Annotated in this window: 16 protein-coding genes; 8 read left to right on the forward strand and 8 right to left on the reverse strand. The window is 71.2% G+C overall.

The genetic code is table 11. The features are described 5' to 3' along the window. Positions 1-164 precede the first annotated feature (164 nt). The 3 genes from ACZ7LV_RS09695 to ACZ7LV_RS09705 all read left to right on the forward strand — a co-directional run bounded on the left by ACZ7LV_RS09695 (position 165) and on the right by ACZ7LV_RS09705 (position 2143). Positions 165-1118, forward strand: coding sequence for an SMP-30/gluconolactonase/LRE family protein (locus ACZ7LV_RS09695; protein WP_471937515.1), 954 nt, complete (start codon positions 165-167; stop codon positions 1116-1118). 40 nt (positions 1119-1158) lie between these two features. Further along, positions 1159-1584 carry a TIGR03668 family PPOX class F420-dependent oxidoreductase gene (locus ACZ7LV_RS09700; protein WP_471937517.1) on the forward strand — a complete coding sequence of 142 codons (426 nt, stop codon included), beginning with the start codon at positions 1159-1161 and terminating at the stop codon, positions 1582-1584. A gap of 94 nt (positions 1585-1678) precedes the next feature. Further along, on the forward strand, positions 1679-2143 hold the full coding sequence (locus ACZ7LV_RS09705; protein ID WP_471937519.1) for an excalibur calcium-binding domain-containing protein: 465 nt from the start codon (positions 1679-1681) through the stop codon (positions 2141-2143). A gap of 1 nt (position 2144) precedes the next feature. On the opposite strand, the gene ACZ7LV_RS09710 is transcribed toward ACZ7LV_RS09705, so the two are convergent. Continuing rightward, positions 2145-2348 carry a hypothetical protein gene (locus ACZ7LV_RS09710; RefSeq protein ID WP_401676995.1) on the reverse strand — a complete coding sequence of 68 codons (204 nt, stop codon included), beginning with the start codon at positions 2346-2348 and terminating at the stop codon, positions 2145-2147. A gap of 192 nt (positions 2349-2540) precedes the next feature. On the opposite strand from ACZ7LV_RS09710, the gene ACZ7LV_RS09715 reads away from it, so the two are divergent. Continuing rightward, positions 2541-3449 (forward strand): UTP--glucose-1-phosphate uridylyltransferase, encoded by a 909-nt coding sequence (locus ACZ7LV_RS09715; protein WP_471937522.1) that lies wholly within the window; start codon positions 2541-2543, stop codon positions 3447-3449. Between the two features lie 134 nt (positions 3450-3583). On the opposite strand, the gene ppdK is transcribed toward ACZ7LV_RS09715, so the two are convergent. Next, the gene (gene ppdK / locus ACZ7LV_RS09720; RefSeq protein ID WP_471937524.1) at positions 3584-6331 is read right to left on the reverse strand and encodes a pyruvate, phosphate dikinase; all 2748 of its coding nucleotides are present in this window, start codon (positions 6329-6331) and stop codon (positions 3584-3586) included. A 405-nt stretch (positions 6332-6736) separates the two neighbouring features. Further along, positions 6737-7945, reverse strand: coding sequence for an ROK family protein (locus tag ACZ7LV_RS09725; RefSeq protein WP_471937526.1), 1209 nt, complete (start codon positions 7943-7945; stop codon positions 6737-6739). Positions 7946-8172: 227 nt separating this feature from the next. Here ACZ7LV_RS09725 and ACZ7LV_RS09730 point away from each other — a divergent pair, with 227 nt between their 5' ends. Continuing rightward, positions 8173-9969 (forward strand): LTA synthase family protein, encoded by a 1797-nt coding sequence (locus ACZ7LV_RS09730; RefSeq protein WP_471937528.1) that lies wholly within the window; start codon positions 8173-8175, stop codon positions 9967-9969. On the opposite strand, the gene dusB is transcribed toward ACZ7LV_RS09730, so the two are convergent. Beyond that, positions 9970-11103 carry a tRNA dihydrouridine synthase DusB gene (gene dusB, locus ACZ7LV_RS09735; protein WP_471937530.1) on the reverse strand — a complete coding sequence of 378 codons (1134 nt, stop codon included), beginning with the start codon at positions 11101-11103 and terminating at the stop codon, positions 9970-9972. Between the two features lie 78 nt (positions 11104-11181). Between dusB and ACZ7LV_RS09740 the strand changes: the two genes are divergently transcribed. Further along, a complete protein-coding gene (locus tag ACZ7LV_RS09740; RefSeq protein WP_471937531.1) occupies positions 11182-12633 on the forward strand; it encodes an MFS transporter in 1452 nt (483 codons plus the stop codon). A gap of 147 nt (positions 12634-12780) precedes the next feature. After that, the gene (locus ACZ7LV_RS09745) at positions 12781-12984 is read left to right on the forward strand and encodes a hypothetical protein (protein ID WP_401677008.1); all 204 of its coding nucleotides are present in this window, start codon (positions 12781-12783) and stop codon (positions 12982-12984) included. Positions 12985-12994: 10 nt separating this feature from the next. On the opposite strand, the gene ACZ7LV_RS09750 is transcribed toward ACZ7LV_RS09745, so the two are convergent. Both ACZ7LV_RS09750 and ACZ7LV_RS09755 read right to left on the reverse strand, forming a co-directional pair. Continuing rightward, positions 12995-13582, reverse strand: coding sequence for a TetR/AcrR family transcriptional regulator (locus ACZ7LV_RS09750; protein ID WP_471937533.1), 588 nt, complete (start codon positions 13580-13582; stop codon positions 12995-12997). A 25-nt stretch (positions 13583-13607) separates the two neighbouring features. Then, positions 13608-14618: an aldo/keto reductase gene (locus tag ACZ7LV_RS09755; RefSeq protein ID WP_471937535.1), complete on the reverse strand. Its 1011-nt coding sequence runs from the start codon at positions 14616-14618 to the stop codon at positions 13608-13610. A gap of 195 nt (positions 14619-14813) precedes the next feature. On the opposite strand from ACZ7LV_RS09755, the gene ACZ7LV_RS09760 reads away from it, so the two are divergent. Next, positions 14814-15860 (forward strand): chitinase, encoded by a 1047-nt coding sequence (locus ACZ7LV_RS09760; RefSeq protein WP_471937537.1) that lies wholly within the window; start codon positions 14814-14816, stop codon positions 15858-15860. Between the two features lie 19 nt (positions 15861-15879). Here the strand turns inward: ACZ7LV_RS09760 and ACZ7LV_RS09765 are convergent, their stop codons facing one another. Further along, positions 15880-16494 carry a LysE family translocator gene (locus ACZ7LV_RS09765; protein WP_471937539.1) on the reverse strand — a complete coding sequence of 205 codons (615 nt, stop codon included), beginning with the start codon at positions 16492-16494 and terminating at the stop codon, positions 15880-15882. 87 nt (positions 16495-16581) lie between these two features. Then, the gene (locus ACZ7LV_RS09770) at positions 16582-17964 is read right to left on the reverse strand and encodes a glycine--tRNA ligase (RefSeq protein ID WP_471937541.1); all 1383 of its coding nucleotides are present in this window, start codon (positions 17962-17964) and stop codon (positions 16582-16584) included. Positions 17965-18054 lie beyond the last annotated feature (90 nt).

Consider the following 18054-nt stretch of genomic DNA (forward strand, 5'->3'; position numbering starts at 1 on the left):
CTGGTGAGAGGTCGGTGGGGCACGGTCACGCCCCGGGAGGGCGGCCCGCCGGGTCGCTGTCGAGTTCCTGTCGAGTTCGCCGAGGCGGTCGAGACACGCCGGAACGAGAGGTTTCATCGAGTCCCACCGACTCTTCCTGCCCCACCCTCACGGAGGCGCGATCCATGACTCGGAACCATCCCCAGCCGTCCCGGCGTGCCGTGCTCGGCGGCATGGCCGCCGCGCTCACGGTGGCCACCGCGGCCGGCCCGGCACGGGCGGGCACGAAGGGCAGGTGGCCGACGGAGTTCCCGCTCCCCGACGGCTTCCTCCCCGAGGGCATCACCATCGGCGACAGGCCGTACGCGTACATGGGCTCCCGCGCCGACGGCGCCGTCCTGCGCACGGACCTGCGCACGGGCGCCTACGAGACCGTCCACCCCGGCGCGGCGGGCACGGCGTCCATCGGCCTGAAACTGGACCGCGACGGTCTGCTGTACGTGGCCGGGGGCGGCGGCGGGACGGCTCGCGTGCTGCACGCGCGCACGGGCGAACTCCTGCGGACGTACCGACTGACCGCCACCTCGGGTCAGTTCGTCAACGACGTCGTCCTGACCGGCGACCGGGCCTGGTTCACGGACTCCCGCGCGGCGGTCCTGCACGGCGTCCCGCGCGGCGCCCGCGGAGGGGACCGCGAAGAGGTCCGCACCCTGCCCCTGACGGGCGACTGGACGCAGACGCCCGACGTCAACAACGCCAACGGCCTCGTGGCGACCCCCGACGGGCGTGGCCTGATCGTCGTGAAGAGCACCCCGGGCGAGCTGTACCACGTGTCGCTGCGCACCGGGTCCGCCACGCGGATCCGCCTGCGGGGCGCGGACTCGGTCGTGAACGGCGACGGCCTGGTCCGCGTCGGCCACACCCTGTACGTCGTCCAGAACCGCCTCAACCTGATCAGCGTCTGGTCGCTCTCCCGCGACCTGCGCGGCGCCTCCCTGATCCGCACGATCACCGACCCCCGGTTCGACGTGCCCACCACCGCGGCCCGCCACGGCGACCGCCTCTACCTGGTCAACGCCCGCTTCACCAGCCCGCAGACGCCGGAGACGACGTTCAACGGGGTGGCCGTGCGGCTCTGACGCCGGGCCGCCCGGGTGCGCCGCGTGGCACGGTGGACGTATGAGGCTCTCACCCGCCGACGCCAGGCGGCGTTTCGTCACCGCGCCCGTCGCGCGGCTGGCGACGGCCGGCGCCGGCGGGGTGCCGCACCTCGTGCCGGTGACGTTCGTCGTCGTCGCCGAGGTCCTGTACTTCGCCGTGGACCACAAGCCCAAGAGCACCTGGGACCTGCGCCGGTTGCAGAACATCCGGGAGAACCCCGCGGTGGCGGTGCTGGCCGACCACTACGACGAGGACTGGTCGGCACTGTGGTGGGCCCGCGCCGACGGCCGGGGGGAGATCCTTCAGGACGGGGCGGAACGCCGCCACGCCCTCGCGTCACTGCGCGGCAAGTACGCCCGGGACGACCAGTACGGCGACTCCCCTCCCCCAGGGCCCGTGGTCGCCGTCCGGGTCACCCGGTGGAGCGGCTGGACCTCCACCTGACGCCCACAAGTGTCACGAAATGGCCACATAGCCCGTGTGTCACGCGACCCGGCATTACGTTCATCCCCTCACGTAACACGTCTGGGGGGACGAGATGACCAACCCGTACATCCCACCGCCGCCACCCGCCGTTCGCCCCGCCCCCGGGTGGGCCCGCAAACGGTACGTACTGCCCGCCCTGGCCCTGACCCTCTTCCTCGGCGTCGGCATCGGCGCGGGCGGCGGCGACGGCGAGAGGACGACCGACGCGAAGCCGGCGGCCGCCGAGCCGGCACCGACGCAGACCGTCACCGCGACGGCGACAGCGACGGTGACGCGGACCCCTGAGGCCGCACCGGCGCCCACGGTGACCGTCACGAAGACGGTCACCGCGACCCGGACGGTCACCGCCGAGCCCGCGGCCGGAGGCGGCTCGGACGACTCGTCCGGCGCCGGCACCGTCTCCTACGGCAACTGCAGCGAGGCACGGGCGGCCGGTGCCGCCCCGATCCATCGCGGTGAACCCGGCTACGCCTCGCACCTGGACCGGGACGGCGACGGCGTCGCCTGCGACGCGTGACTCAGTGGCCGGTGAGGCCGTTGGGGAGGATCGTGTTCAGGGAGGTGACCGGGTGTCCCACCTCCAGCGCGCCGAGCACGCCGCTCAACAGGGCGGTGGCGGGCACCTCCTGGGTGGGGTCGGGAGCCGGGGCGGCCTGGGCGGCGGGGGCGGCGGCCACGAGCGCGGTGGCCATGACGGAGACACAGACGAGCTTCTTGATCATGTCCCGCCTAACGACGCACGCCGGTCCCGGGCAACATCCGTCACCCGGTTGCCCCTCGCCCGGACCCGGGCTTCGAGCGGCGCTCCTCCACGCCACGGGCATGCGCAGTCCCTCGGCGGTACACGTCCGGGTGGAAGACTCACCGCCACCACATCCCGTTCCTCGACACCCACTTCCGCCTCTGGGGGCTCCATGGCCACGACCATCCGCAGGGCAGTCATTCCCGCCGCCGGCCTCGGTTCCAGGCTTCTGCCGCTGACCAAGGCCACGCCCAAGGAGATGCTGCCCGTCGGCGACAAACCCGTCATCGAGCACACCGTCCGGGAACTCGTGGCGTCCGGCATCACCGACATCACCATCGTCGTCTCGGGCGGCAAGGGCCTGATCCAGGACCACTTCCGGCCCAACCCCGCGCTGGTCGCGCAGCTGCGGGCCGACGGCAAGGCGGCGTACGCGGATGCCGTGGAGGAGGTCGGCGAGCTGTCCCGGCTCGGCCACATCACCTACCTCGACCAGCACGGCCCGTACGGCAACGGCACGCCCGTGCTCAGCGCCGCCCGCAACTTCGGTGACGAGCCGATGCTCGTGCTGTGGCCGGACGACGTGTTCGTCGCCGAGGTGCCGCGGGCCCAGCAGCTGATCCGGGCCTACGAGGCCACCAGCTGCCCGGTCCTCGCGCTGATGCCGATGGACCCGGGCGACTCCCAGCGCTACGGCGTGCCCGTGGTCAGGGAGGATCTGGACGAAGGGCTGCTGCGCATCACCGGCCTGGTGGAGAAGCCCAAGCCGCAGGACGCGCCCTCGGCCTACGCGGCCATCGGCGGGTACGTCGTCACCCCGGGGATCGTGGACGAACTGCGGGAGCAGACCAAGCGCTGGTACGAGCACCGGACCGGCGAGATCTACCTGACCGACGCCATCAACGCCTACGCCGGCAGCCGCGCGGTGTACGGGCAGGTCATCCAGGGCCGCTGGTACGACACCGGCAACCCGCTCGCCTACCTCACCGCCCAGTTCGCCGCCGCCCTGGCCGACCCCGAGTACGGCCCGCCCCTGCGCCGCCTCGCCGCCGACCTCGACGACCCCGCCGAGGGGCGGTAGCGCGCGGGACCCGGCATCCCCGGCACGCCGAAGAGGGCGGCGCCCCCGCACAAGGGTGCCGCCCTCTCCTGGTACGCCGGAGCCGCCGCCGGATCGTGAGGGTCGGGGATCAACGGCGGTTCCGGGGCCCTGGGTCAGCGGTGGTCGCTGCCCGTCGACTGCGAGGCCGCGCGGCCCGCCTCCAGCCGCGCCACCGGGATCCGGAACGGCGAGCAGGAGACGTAGTCCAGGCCGACCTCGTGGAAGAAGTGCACCGACTCCGGGTCACCGCCGTGCTCGCCGCAGACGCCGAGCTTGAGGTCGGGGCGGGTCTCGCGGCCGGCCTTCGCGGCGGCCGCGACCAGCGAACCCACGCCGTCCCTGTCGATCGTCTCGAACGGGGAGACGCCGAAGATGCCCTTCTCCAGGTACGCGGTGAAGAACGAGGCCTCCACGTCGTCCCGGCTGAAGCCCCACACCGTCTGCGTCAGGTCGTTGGTGCCGAAGGAGAAGAACTCCGCGGCCTCGGCGATCTGAGCGGCGGTCAGCGCGGCGCGCGGCAGCTCGATCATGGTGCCGATCGCCAGCTTCAGCTTCGTGTCGGTCGCGGCCTCGACCTCGGCGATGACCTGGTCGGCCTCGTCGCGGACCAGTTCGAGCTCCTGCACCGTGCCGACCAACGGGATCATGACCTCGGCGCGCGGGTCGCCCTTCGCCGCCTTGCGCGCGGCCGCGGCCTCGGCGATCGCCCGGACCTGCATCGTGAACAGTCCGGGGATGACCAGGCCGAGCCGGACGCCGCGCAGGCCCAGCATCGGGTTCTGCTCGTGCAGCCGGTGCACGGCCTGGAGCAGGCGCAGTTCGTTCTCGTGCGGCTCCTGGCGGGACTCCGCCAGGGCCACCCGGACCGACAGCTCGGTGATGTCGGGGAGGAACTCGTGCAGCGGCGGGTCGAGCAGCCGGATGGTGACCGGCAGGCCGTCCATCGCCTCGAAGAGCTCCACGAAGTCCTGCTTCTGCAGCGGCAGCAGCTCCTTCAGCGACTCCTCGCGCTCCGTCTCCGTGTCGGCCAGGATCAGGCGCTCGACCAGCTCACGGCGGTCCCCGAGGAACATGTGCTCGGTACGGCACAGGCCGATGCCCTGCGCGCCGAAGCGGCGGGCCCGCAGCGCGTCCTCGGCGTTGTCCGCGTTGGCCCGCACCCGCAGCCGGCGCTTGCGGTCCGCGAACGCCATGATGCGGTGCACCGCCTCGACCAGCTCGTCGGCGTCGTCCGCGCCCGCGTGCATCCGGCCCTCGAAGTACTCGACGACCGGGGACGGGACCACCGGCACCTCTCCGAGGTACACCTTGCCCGAGGAGCCGTCGATGGAGATGAGGTCGCCCTCCTCCACCACATGGCCGCCCGGCACCGTCATCCGGCGGCGCTTGGTGTCGACCTCCAGCTCCTCCGCGCCGCAGACACAGGTCTTGCCCATGCCGCGCGCGACCACGGCCGCGTGGGAGGTCTTGCCGCCGCGCGAGGTCAGGATGCCCTCGGCCGCGATCATGCCGTCCAGGTCGTCGGGGTTGGTCTCCCGGCGGATCAGGATGACCTTCTCGCCGGAGCGCGACCACTTCACCGCGGTGTACGAGTCGAAGACCGCCTTGCCGACCGCCGCACCCGGCGAGGCCGCGATGCCCCGGCCGACCTGCTCGACCTTGGCGCTGTCGTCGAAGCGCGGGAACATCAGCTGGGCGAGCTGGGCGCCGTTGACCCGCTGGAGGGCCTCGGCCTCGTCGATCAGGCCCTGGTCGACGAGCTGGGTCGCGATCCGGAAGGCGGCACCGGCGGTGCGCTTGCCGACGCGGGTCTGAAGCATCCACAGCTGACCGCGCTCGATCGTGAACTCGATGTCGCACAGGTCCTTGTAGTGGTTCTCCAGCGTCTCCATGATCTGCATCAGCTGGTCGTACGACTTCTTGTCGATCTGCTCCAGCTCCGCGAGCGGCACGGTGTTGCGGATGCCCGCCACCACGTCCTCGCCCTGGGCGTTCTGCAGGTAGTCGCCGTAGACGCCCTGGTGGCCGGAGGCGGGGTCGCGGGTGAAGGCGACGCCGGTGCCGGAGTCGGGGCCGAGGTTGCCGAAGACCATCGAGCAGACGTTGACGGCGGTGCCCAGGTCGTGCGGGATGCGCTCCTGGCGGCGGTAGAGCTTGGCCCGGTCGGTGTTCCAGGAGTCGAAGACCGCGTGGATGGCGAGGTCCATCTGCTCGCGCGGGTCCTGCGGGAAGTCCCGGCCGGCCTCCTTCTTGACGATCTTCTTGAAGGCGGTGACCAGCTTCTTGAGGTCCGCGGCCTCCAGCTCGGTGTCGACCGTGACCTTCTTGGCCTCCTTGGCCTTCTCCAGCGCCTCCTCGAACAGCTCGCCGTCGACGCCGAGGACGGTCTTGCCGAACATCTGGATGAGGCGGCGGTAGGAGTCCCAGGCGAAGCGGTCGTCGCCGGCCTGCTTGGCCAGCCCCTGGACGGACTTGTCCGACAGACCGATGTTGAGGACCGTGTCCATCATGCCGGGCATGGAGAACTTGGCACCGGAGCGGACCGACACGAGGAGGGGGTTGTCGGCCTGTCCGAGCTTCTTGCCCATCGTCCGCTCCAGCGCGTCGAGGTGCGCACTCACCTCGTCACGCAGTGCCGCGGGCTCCTCGCCGCTGTCGAGGTAGACCTTGCAGGCCTCGGTGGTGATGGTGAAGCCCGGGGGGACGGGAAGGCCCAGGTTGGTCATCTCGGCGAGGTTCGCGCCCTTGCCACCGAGGAGGTCCTTGAGGTCCTTGTTGCCCTCGGTGAAGTCGTAAACGAACTTCACGCCCTCAACGCTGGTGCCGGATTCGGCTACCTGGGGATCTTTGTTTTCCGACACGGTCTCGACTCCTCGAGGACGCGGTGGCTGCCCTGACGGCGAGGAACATACCCAGATCGAAGGCGCCTGGGTACGTCTACTTGTGCGTCATGCGCCTGTAACCACTCGTCCGCCACCAGATCGAAAGTCAAGGCTTGGTATGCGGTGACAGACCCATGTTTTCACTTCTTGAACGCGGCGGCCTCGGCGGGCCCCGGAAACCGCTCATCTGAGCGGCATCCGCCACGCCTGATTTCGATCGATGAACGATCAAGGCGTGGCACTCAGTGCCACCCCTTGGAGAAGTGCAGTCGCCCACGATTCGCTCATCTGAGCGCAACCCTTATCAGGGGTGGCGAGAATCACGCTGCCACAGGCGGCGGGATTTCACCATGCGGACGTGGTCGGGAGACGGAAACGTGCCTGTCACACGCCCAGCGCACGCAGTCGCTCCTCCACCCGCTCCGGCGCGTACAGGTGCTCCACGACCAGCGCACCGGCCCCCACCAGCCCGGCCCGCTCCCCGAGCCGTGAGGTCACGATCTCCAGCCGGGCCGTGGAGCGCGGCAGCGCCCGCTCGTAGAGCAGTTCGCGCACGCCGGTCAGGAAGGGAGTTCCGGCCAAATCCCCGGCCACCATCAGCACCCCGGGGTTCAGCAGCGTCACGACGGTCGCCAGCACCTCGCCGACCCGGCGCCCGGCCTCCCGTGCCAGCCCCACCGCCTCCGGGTGCCCGGCCGCCAGCAGCTCCCGCACGTCCGAACCGGACGCCGCCGGCACTCCCGCCTCGGCCAGCCGCCGGGCCACGGCGCCTCCGCTCGCGACAGCGGCCAGACAGCCGTGGGAACCGCACCGGCACAGCGCGTCCGCGCCCTCCGGCACCCGGATGTGCCCGATGTCCCCCGCGCCGCCGTCCAAGCCCCGGTAGACCGAGCCGTCGACGACGACGCCCGCTCCGATGCCCGTGGAGACCTTCACGAGGACGAACGCCGAGCAGCCGGGGTGCGCGGTGCGCTGTTCGCCGTAGGCCATCAGGTTCGCGTCGTTGTCGACCAGGACCGGGACGGGCCCGGCGCCCGAGTGCTCGGAGAACGCCCTGGCCAGCCGGCCGCGGATGTCGTAGCAGTCCCAGCCCGGCATGATCGGGGGCTGGACCACCCGGCCGGTGTCGGTGTCGACGGGTCCGGGGACCGCGAGGCCGATGCCGCAGACCTGGTCGGCGCGGTGGCCGCCCTCCCGCAGCATCCGCGCGAACCACCGGCCGAGTTCGCCGAGGACCGGCTCCGGGCCGTCCTCGATGACCAGGGTGCCGGTGTGCTCCGCGAGTATCTCCCCGGTCAGGGAGAGGACCGCCGCGCGGGCGTGGCGGGTGTCGAGGTCGGCGGCGAGGACGACCGCGTGCGCGTCGTCGAACTCCAGGGTGATGGCGGGACGTCCACCGAGCGGGGAGTCCACCGGGCCGCCGGCGCCCTCGCGCAGCCAGCCGGCGCGGAAGAGGCGGTCGAGGCGCTGGCCGACGGTCGCCCGGGACAGGCCGGTGGCCTGCTGGAGCGCTCCGCGTGTGGTGGCGCGGCCACTGCGGACCAGTCCGAGCAGCTCCCCCGCGCTGGCCTGGGCCGTGTTGCGTCCGGTCATGCGCACCCCCTTGTGTGACCCAACCCTGCATTACGCGATGAGTTTTGCGTGGTGAAGAGACGTAACTCTACGGTAGCGGGGGCGAACCGGCCGACTCACCGGCCTGCGGTGATATTTCGGTGTGCACTGAACGCGACGGAGCGGCGGGCCGTACGTGAGGGTGGCGGACCCGTTCCCCCACGCCGGGTCCGCCACTTTTCGGCGCTTTCGTACGGAAGGACCCAGGGGTGGCTGTCTTCACGCGTCAACCGCGCACGACCGAGGACGCGCCGGAGACCGCTCCGGACGGCCCTGCGGACGGCCCGTCGCAGAGCCCGTCGGACACCGCTGCGCAGCCCCCCGGGCCCGACGCCCCGTCCGGCCGCCTCACACGGTGGCGTGCCGCGCATCCCACCGCCGTGCGCGTGCTGCGCCACCTCGTCACCGCCGTCTCCGTGCTGCTGGTGCTGGGCGCGCTGCTGCTGCCGAACACCCTGCACACCCTCACCCCGGGCAAGTTCCTGCGCCTTCCGGTCGAGGCGATCATCGGCGCCGCCGTCCTGCTGGTGCTGCCGCGCCGCCCCCGACTCGTGGCGGCCGTCCTGGGCGGTCTCGGGCTCGCCGCGCTGACCGCCCTGAACGTGCTCGACATGGGCTTCTACGAGTACCTCGGCCGGGGCTTCAACCTGGTCCTCGACTGGGGCCTGCTGGACGACGCCCAGGCGTACATGGAGGACGCGATGGGCGGCGCGGGCGCCACGGCGCTCGCCGTCGGCGCGATCCTGCTCGCCGTCCTGGTGTTCGCGGCGATGACCCTGGCCACGGTCCGGCTGAGCAATGTGCTCGCCCGGCACCGCGCGGTCGCCGTCCGCTCCACGCTCGCCGCCGCCGTCGTCTGGACGCTGACGTCCGCGCTGGGACTCCAGACGGGCTCGCTGCCGCTCGCGACCGACCACGCCTCGGTGCTGGTGGAGGTGCAGGTGCGGCGGGTGCAGGCGACGCTGCGGGACGAGGCGGCGTTCGAGCGGGAGGCACGGACGGACGTCTTCGGCGGGACGCCGGGCGAACAACTCGTGCCGGACCTGCGGGGCAAGGACGTCATCTTCGCCTTCATCGAGAGCTACGGCCGCAGCGCGATCGAGGACCCCCGCATCGCTCCCGGCGTCCGCCGGACCCTGGACTCCGGCACCGAGTCGCTCACCGAGGCCGGCTTCGCCTCGAAGAGCGGATGGCTGACGTCGGCGACCTACGGCGGCAGCAGCTGGCTCGGCCACTCCACGTTCCTGTCCGGTCTGTGGATCGACAGCCAGCAGCGCTACCGGACCGTCACCTCCGGCGACCACCTCACCCTGACCAAGGCGTTCCAGAAGACCGGCGACTGGGAGACGGTCGGGGTGATGCCGGGTGTGCGCAAGGGCTGGCCGGAGGCGAAGTTCTACGGGCTGGACAGCGTCTACGACGCCTTCGAACTCGGCTACAAGGGTCCGAAGTTCAGCTGGTCGACCATGCCGGACCAGTACGCCCTGGAGGCGTTCCAGCGCCTCCAGCACGGCAAGAAGCGCGACAAGCCGCTGATGGCGGAGATCATCCTGACCTCCAGTCACCAGCCCTGGTCGCCGCTGCCGAAGATGGTCGACTGGGACGACCTCGGCGACGGCTCGCTCTTCGGGCCGATCCAGCGGGCGGGCACGCAGCCCTCCGACATCATTGCGGACAGCGACCGCTCCAAGGAGGAGTACGGCAAGTCCGTGCAGTACTCCGTCACCAGCCTCACCCAGTGGCTGGAGCGGTACGGCACCGAGGACACCGTCATGGTCTTCCTCGGCGACCACCAGCCCATCGCCCGGGTCAGCGGCCACCGCGCCAGCCGGGACGTGCCGGTGACGGTCGTCGCCAAGGACCCGAAGGTGCTGGACAAGATCGCGAGCTGGGGCTGGACGGACGGGCTGCGGCCCGCGCAGGACGCCCCGGTGTGGAAGATGAGCGACTTCCGGGACCGCTTCCTGACGGCGTACGGCTCGACGCCGTCCCGGAAGACCGGCTGATCAGCCGCCGGAGGTGTCCAGTTCGGCGTCCTCGCCGATGCCCGCGCAGTCGTAGGGGTCCTTCAGCCAGCCGTCCGGCAGCACCACCCGGTTGTTGCCGGACGTGCGGCCGCGGGGCCCGTCGGCGCCGGTCGGCCAGGGCTGGCCGAGGTCCAGCTCGTCCAGCCCCGCGCGCAGTTCGGCGAGCGAGGACGTGACGGCGAGGCGCCGGCGCATCTCGGAGCCGACCGCGAAGCCCTTCAGGTACCAGGCGACGTGCTTGCGGAAGTCGATGACGCCGCGTGCCTCGTCGCCGATCCACTCCCCGAGCAGGGTCGCGTGCCGGACCATCACGTCGGCGACCTCGCGCAGGCCGGGCCGCGCGAGGTCCTCGTCGCGCCCCTCGAAGGCGGCCACCAGATCGGCGAACAGCCACGGCCGCCCCAGGCAGCCGCGCCCGACCACGACGCCGTCGCAGCCGGTCTCCCGCACCATCCGCACCGCGTCCTCGGCCGACCAGATGTCGCCGTTGCCGAGCACGGGGATCTCCGGCACGTGCTCCTTGAGCCGGGCGATGGCGTCCCAGTCGGCCGTGCCGCCGTAGTGCTCGGCGGCGGTGCGGCCGTGCAGGGCGATGGCGGTCACGCCCTCCTCCACGGCGATCCGGCCGGCGTCGAGGTAGGTGATGTGGTCGTCGTCGATGCCCTTGCGCATCTTCATCGTGACCGGCAGCTCACCGGCGCCGCTGACCGCCTCGCGCAGGATGGCGCGCAGCAGGTTGCGCTTGTACGGCAGTGCGGAGCCGCCGCCCTTGCGGGTCACCTTCGGTACCGGGCAGCCGAAGTTCAGGTCGATGTGGTCGGCCAGGTCCTCCTCCGCGATCATGCGGACGGCCTTGCCGACGGTCGCCGGGTCCACGCCGTACAGCTGGATCGACCGCGGCCGCTCGCTCGCGTCGAAGTGGACCAGCTGCATGGTCTTCTCGTTGCGCTCGACCAGCGCGCGGGTCGTGATCATCTCGCTCACGAACAGGCCCTTGCCCCCGCTGAACTCCCTGCACAGGGTGCGGAAGGGCGCGTTGGTGATCCCGGCCATGGGGGCCAGGACGACGGGCGGCTGGACGGTGTGCGGACCGATCTGCAGGGGCGTGGGCATTCCTCCATTGTGCCGTGCAATGAGTTCGTAAAATTCGTTAGTTAACCGCACTATCGAAATCGGCGTACGATGGACACCATGCCCGAGCTCAGCCCACGCCGACGTCTGCTGGTGCTCGCGATCTGCTGCATGAGCCTGCTGATCGTGAGCCTGGACAACACCGCCCTGAACGTGGCCCTGCCCTCCATGCAGGAGGACCTGGACACCGGGACGTCGGGGCTCCAGTGGGCGATCGACGCGTACACCCTCGTCCTCGCCTCCCTGCTGATGCTCGCGGGCTCCACCGCCGACCGGATCGGCCGCAAGCGGGTGTTCATGGCGGGCCTGGTGATCTTCACCATCGGCTCGGCCCTCTGCTCGGTCGCGCCCGGCCTGGACACGCTGGTGATCTTCCGCATGGTGCAGGCGGTCGGCGGCTCGATGCTCAACCCGGTCGCCATGTCGATCATCACCAACACCTTCACGGACCCGCGCGAGCGGGCCCGCGCGATCGGCGCGTGGGGCGCGGTGGTGGGTATCTCGATGGCCATGGGCCCGCTGGTCGGCGGCCTGCTGGTGGAGGCGGTGAACTGGCGGGCGATCTTCTGGGTCAACCTGCCGGTCGGCGCCGCCGCCCTGCTGCTGACCCTGCGGTTCGTCCCCGAGTCACGCGCCCCGAAGGCCCGGCGGCCCGACCCCGTGGGTCAGCTCCTGGTGATCGCGCTGTTCGGGGCGCTGACCTACGCGATCATCGAGGCGCCGAGCGCCGGGCTCGCGACGGTGCTGCCGTTCGCTGCGGTGGCCCTCGCCGCCCTGCTGGGGCTGCTCGCCTACGAACCCCGGCGCGCCGAGCCGCTGATCGACCTGAGGTTCTTCCGTTCGGCGCCGTTCAGCGGGGCGACCGCGATAGCGATCAGCGCGTTCGCGGCGCTGGGCGGGTTCCTGTTCCTGTCGACGCTCTACCTCCAGAACGTCCGGGGGCTGGACGCGCTGCACGCCGGGCTGTGGATGCTGCCGATGGCGGTGCCGACGTTCCTGTGCGCCCCGCTGGCCGGCCGGCTGGTGGGCAGCCGGGGGCCGCGGATACCACTGCTGATCGCGGGGCTGGCGATGACCGCGAGCGCGGTGCTGTTCGCCGGGTTCGAGGGCGAGACGTCCGACGCCACGCTGTTCGCCGGGTACGTGCTGTTCGGCGTGGGCTTCGGGTTCGTGAACGCGCCGATCACCAACACGGCGGTCTCCGGGATGCCGCGGGCCCAGGCCGGCGTCGCCGCCGCCGTCGCCTCCACCAGCCGCCAGCTCGGTCAGACGCTGGGGGTCGCGGTGGTGGGCGCGGTGCTGGCGGCGGGGATCGGGACGTCCTCGTACCGGGAGGCGTTCGTCACGGCCGCCCGGCCGGGGTGGTGGGTGCTCGTGCTGTGCGGCGCGGCGGTGCTGTTCCTCGGGGTGCTGACCAGCGGACGGTGGGCCCGCAGGACGGCCGAACGGGCCGCCGAACGCCTGGAGTCGGGCGAGGTCCGGCAGGCGGTGGGGGCCGCCGAGCGGGCCTGAACCCGCTCGGCGGCCCCGCACCGCAGGGCACAGCTTGGCCAACTCGACGTGAAGAGATCCCCGTTGATGTTGATCCTGCTGCACACTCCTTGCTGCGCGAGGAGACAGCCGGACGAACAGGTCGCCGGACCGGACGCGGGAGGCGTCATGTCGCAGATCGACACGAGCAAGGTCAGCCGGTGGGATCAGCACGGACGTGAGCACGTGGTCCGGGTGCAGCGCACCGGGGTGCAACGCACGATCAGCTGCGACACGTGCGGCTGGCGCCGCGGCGCGCAGTTCCTGCCCTGGCTGAAGGCGCAGGAGCACCTGGAGGAGGCGCACCAGGCCACGGTCGACCCCGGGGCGTGACCCGCCGGGCTCAGGCGCGCAGCCCCCGCACCACCAGGTCCACGACCGCCGCGAAGTCCGCCTCCACGCCGGGCAGTGCCCATTCGGAGGCGTAGCAGGGGTCGTGGAAGCGCCCGGTGGCCTGGAAGACCGCGCTCGCGGTGATCTCCGGGTCGGTGGCGGTGAAGGCTCCCGCCGCCACCCCCGCCTCGACGATGCGGGCCAGTTGGGCGGTGAGCTCCGCGATGTGCTCCGGGACCGCCTCGCCGCTCTCCCCGGTCAGCACCATGTACGTCGCGAAGAGCTCCGGGTCGTCGCCCGCCTTGCGGCGCTTGGCGTCGAACAGCCCCCGCAGCCAGTCCCGCAGCCGGCCCTCCGCGTCCCGGTCCTCGGCGACGATCCCGGCCAGCGCCTCGGACGTACGGTCCAGCCACCGCTTGGTGACCGCCTCCCGCAGTGCCGCCTTGGTGCGGAAGTGCCGGTAGACACTGCCGTGGCTGACGCCGAGCGCGCGGGCCACGTCGACCACGGTGGCCTTGGCCGGGCCGTGGCGGCGCAGCACCTCCTCGGTCGCTTCGAGGACGCGCTCGGCGGTCAGGGTCTCGCTGGTCGGGGACATGGGGTGACCGTACCCTGAGCCCGGATCAGCGTTCGCTGTCGAGGTGCGCCATCTGCTGCGACGAGTAGCGCTCGCCCGCGGCGGCGTCCGCCGGGACGGCCTCCTCGATCGCCCGCAGATCCGCCTCGTCCAGGAGCACGTCCAGCGCGCCCAGCGACTCGGCCAGCCGGTCCCGGCGGCGGGCGCCGACCAGCGGCACGATGTCCTCGCCGCGCGAGAGCACCCAGGCGATGGCGATCTGGGCGACGCTCACGCCCTTCTGCTCGGCGATCTTGCGCAGCGCCTCCACCAGGTTCAGGTTGTGCTGGAGGTTCTCGCCCTGGAACCGGGGCGAGACGGCCCGGAAGTCGCCTGCCGGGAGCTGCCGGTCGGCGGTGAAGTGCCCGGAGATCAGCCCGCGGGAGAGCACGCCGTACGCGGTGACGGCGATGCCGAGCTCACGGGCGGCCGGCAGGATCTCCGCCTCGATGCCCCGGGAGATCAGCGAGTACTCGATCTGGAGGTCGGAGATCGGGGCGGTGGCGGCGGCCCGGCGGAGGGTGTCGGCACCGACCTCGCTGAGGCCGATGTGCCGGACGTACCCCTGCTCGACCAGCTCGGCGATGGCGCCGACCGTCTCCTCGACCGGCACGTCCGGGTCGAGCCGGGAGGGCCGGTAGACGTCGATGTGGTCGACGCCGAGGCGCTGGAGGGTGTAGGCGGCGAAGGTCTTCACGGTGGCCGGGCGCGCGTCGAAGCCGAGCCAGTCGCCGGCGGGGCCGCGCAGGGCGCCGAACTTCACGCTGATCCGCGCCTGCTCGCGCTGAGCGGCGGGGGCGGACCGCAGGGCCTCGCCGATCAGCATCTCGTTGTGGCCCATGCCGTAGAAGTCGCCGGTGTCGAGCAGGGTGACGCCGGCGTCCAGGGCGGCGTGGATGGTCGCGAGGGATTCGGCCCGGTCCGCTTCGCCGTAGAGCGCGGACATGCCCATGCAGCCGAGGCCGAGGGCGGACACCTGGGGGCCGGTGGATCCGAGAGTGCGTGTGTGCATCGTCATGGCTCCACCTTGGCATGACAGCTGACAGATTTCAATATCTGTCAGCTGTCATTTGTCAGATGCGTCGCAGGGCCGCTCCTCGGGCGCGGCTCCGGTTCTGGTCCAGACCTCTTGACGAATGGTCTGGACCGCGAGCACTGTCATGCCTACGACACCTTGCGCGCACCCGCCCCGACCCCCACCGGGAGGCCCCGCATGATCCGCCGCGCCCTGCGCCTGCTGGCCGCCGCACTGGCGACCGCCTGTCTCACCCAGCTCCCCGTCGCGCCCCCCGCCGCGGCGGCCGACACCTGCGCCGTGAAGTCGAAGCCCGGCGGCAAGGTCCTGCAGGGCTACTGGGAGAACTGGGACGGAGCCGCCAACGGCGTCCACCCGCCCTTCGGCTGGACCCCGATCACCGATTCCCGGATCGGCGCGCACGGCTACAACGTGATCAACGCGGCGTTCCCGGTGATCCGCTCCGACGGCACCGCGCTGTGGGAGGACGGCATGGACACGGGCGTGAAGGTCGCGACGCCCGCGGAGATGTGCGCGGCGAAGGCCTCGGGCAAGACGCTGCTGCTCTCCATCGGCGGCGCCACCGCCGGCATCGACCTCAGCTCGACGGCGGTCGCCGACCGCTTCGTCGCGACGATCGTGCCCATCCTGAAGAAGTACAACTTCGACGGCATCGACATCGACATCGAGACCGGCCTGGTCGGCAGCGGCAACATCAACCAGCTGTCCCCGTCCCAGGCCAACCTGATCCGCGTCATCGACGGGGTGCTGGCGCGGATGCCGTCGAACTTCGGCCTGACCATGGCCCCGGAGACCGCGTACGTCACCGGCGGCAGCGTCGTCTACGGCTCGATCTGGGGCGCGTACCTGCCGATCATCAAGAAGTACGCCGACAACGGCCGCCTGTGGTGGCTCAACATGCAGTACTACAACGGCAGCATGTACGGCTGCTCCGGCGACTCCTACGCCGCCGGCACCGTCCAGGGCTTCGTCGCGCAGACCGACTGCCTCGACCGGGGACTCGTGATCCAGGGGACGACCGTCCGCGTGCCCTACGACAAGCAGGTTCCCGGCCTGCCCGCACAGCCCGGCGCGGGCGGCGGCCACATGTCACCGAGCCTGGTCGCCCAGGCCTGGCGGCACTACAACGGCGGCCTCAAGGGCCTGATGACCTGGTCGATCAACTGGGACGGCTCGAAGAACTGGACCTTCGGCGACAACGTCAGGTCGCTGCAAGGCCGGTGAGCCGACCCCAGGGCCTGCCCTAGCGGGCCGTGAAGGCCAGGTGGGCGCCGAGCGCGACGAACGAGCCCGCGAACGTCCGGCGCAGCCAGGTCATCACCCGCGGCCGGGACACGACCTGGCTGCGCACGGACGCCGCGAGCAGCCCGAAGGCGGCGAACACCACGAAGGTCACCAGCATGAACACCCCGCCCAGCGCCAGCATCCGGGGCACGGCGTGCGGCTCGGCCGGGCTCACGAACTGGGGCAGGAAGGCCAGGAAGAAGATCGTCACCTTCGGGTTGAGCAGATTGATCAGCACGGCCCGTACGATCACCCGCCCCTGGGTGAGGGGCGCCGCGCCCCGCTCGCCGAGGTCGATCGCGCCCTTCTCCCGCACCGTGACCCAGGCCATGTGCAGCAGATAGGCGACCCCGGCGTACTTCAGCACCTGGAAGGCGGTGCCGCCGGCGTGCAGCAGCGCGGCGACGCCGGTGACGGTGGCCAGCACGTGCGGGACGATCGCGAGCGTGCACCCGAGGGCGGCCGCGACACTCGCCCGCCGCCCCCGGGACAGCCCGGCGGCGAGCGTGTGGACGAGGCCGGTGCCGGGGGTGACGACGACAACGAGGGTGGTCAGCAGGAACGCGAGGGTCATGGACCCACCCTGCCGACGCCGTGGCCCCCGATACAGGACCACTCGGGTACCTGTATCGGGGGCCAATGACGGTGTCGCGGACGGAACCTAGCTGCCGATGAGGCGCGTGGCCAGGTACCCCTCGATCTGGTCGAGGGAGATCCGCTCCTGCTTCATGGTGTCGCGCTCGCGCACGGTGACCGCGTTGTCGTCCAGGGTGTCGAAGTCGACCGTCACGCAGTACGGCGTGCCGATCTCGTCCTGGCGGCGGTAGCGGCGGCCGATGGCGCCGGCGTCGTCGAACTCGATGTTCCAGTTCTGGCGCAGCGCCTGGGCGAGGCCCTTGGCCTTCGGCGACAGCTCGGGGTTGCGGGACAGCGGGAGCACCGCCACCTTCACCGGGGCGAGGCGGTGGTCGAGGCGCAGCACGGTGCGCTTCTCCATCTTGCCCTTGGCGTTGGGGGCCTCGTCCTCGACGTAGGCGTCGAGCAGGAAGGCCAGCATCGCCCGGCCGACACCGGCCGCGGGCTCGATGACGTACGGCGTCCAGCGCTCCTGGGCCTCCTGGTCGTAGAAGGAGAGGTCCTGGCCGGAGGCCTTGGAGTGCGCGTTCAGGTCGTAGTCGGTGCGGTTGGCGACACCCTCCAGCTCGCCCCACTCACTGCCGCCGAAGGAGAACCGGTACTCGATGTCGGCGGTGCGCTTGGAGTAGTGGGAGAGCTTCTCCTGCGGGTGCTCGTACCACCGCATGTTCTCCTCGCGCAGGCCCAGGCCGGTGTACCAGTTCCAGCGCTGCTCCATCCAGTACTCCTGCCACTTCTCGTCCTCGCCCGGCTTGACGAAGAACTCCATCTCCATCTGCTCGAACTCGCGGGTGCGGAAGATGAAGTTGCCGGGCGTGATCTCGTTGCGGAAGGACTTGCCCATCTGCGCGATGCCGAACGGCGGCTTGCGGCGCGAGGTGGTCTGCACCTGGGCGAAGTTGGTGAAGATGCCCTGCGCGGTCTCGGGGCGCAGGTAGGCGACGGAGCCGCTGTCCTGGGTCGGGCCGAGGTGCGTCGACAGCAGACCGGAGAACTGCTTGGGCTCGGTGAACTGGCCCTTGGTGCCGCAGTTCGGGCAGTTGATGTCGGCGAGGCCGTTCTCGGGGGCGCGGCCCTTCTTCTCCTCGTACGCCTCCTCCAGGTGGTCCGCGCGGAACCGCTTGTGGCAGGAGGTGCACTCGGTGAGCGGGTCGGTGAAGGTGGCGACGTGGCCGGAGGCGACCCAGACCTCGGGGGCCAGGATGACGGACGAGTCGATACCCACGACGTCCTCGCGCGACGTCACCATGTAGCGCCACCACTGACGCTTGAGGTTCTCCTTGAGCTCGACACCCAGCGGTCCGTAGTCCCAGGCGGCCTTCTGGCCGCCGTAGATCTCACTGCAGGGGAAAACGAAGCCACGGCGCTTGCTCAGGCTGACGATGGTGTCGATCTTGTCGGCGGCCACGGTGCTCTCTTCATTACGACGACGGGCGACGAAGCGAGATGCTTCCAGCGAATGATTCAGGTTACCGGCGCGCACTCCCCCTGAACCAAA

This window comes from Streptomyces sp. NPDC107562 (genome assembly GCF_055657325.1).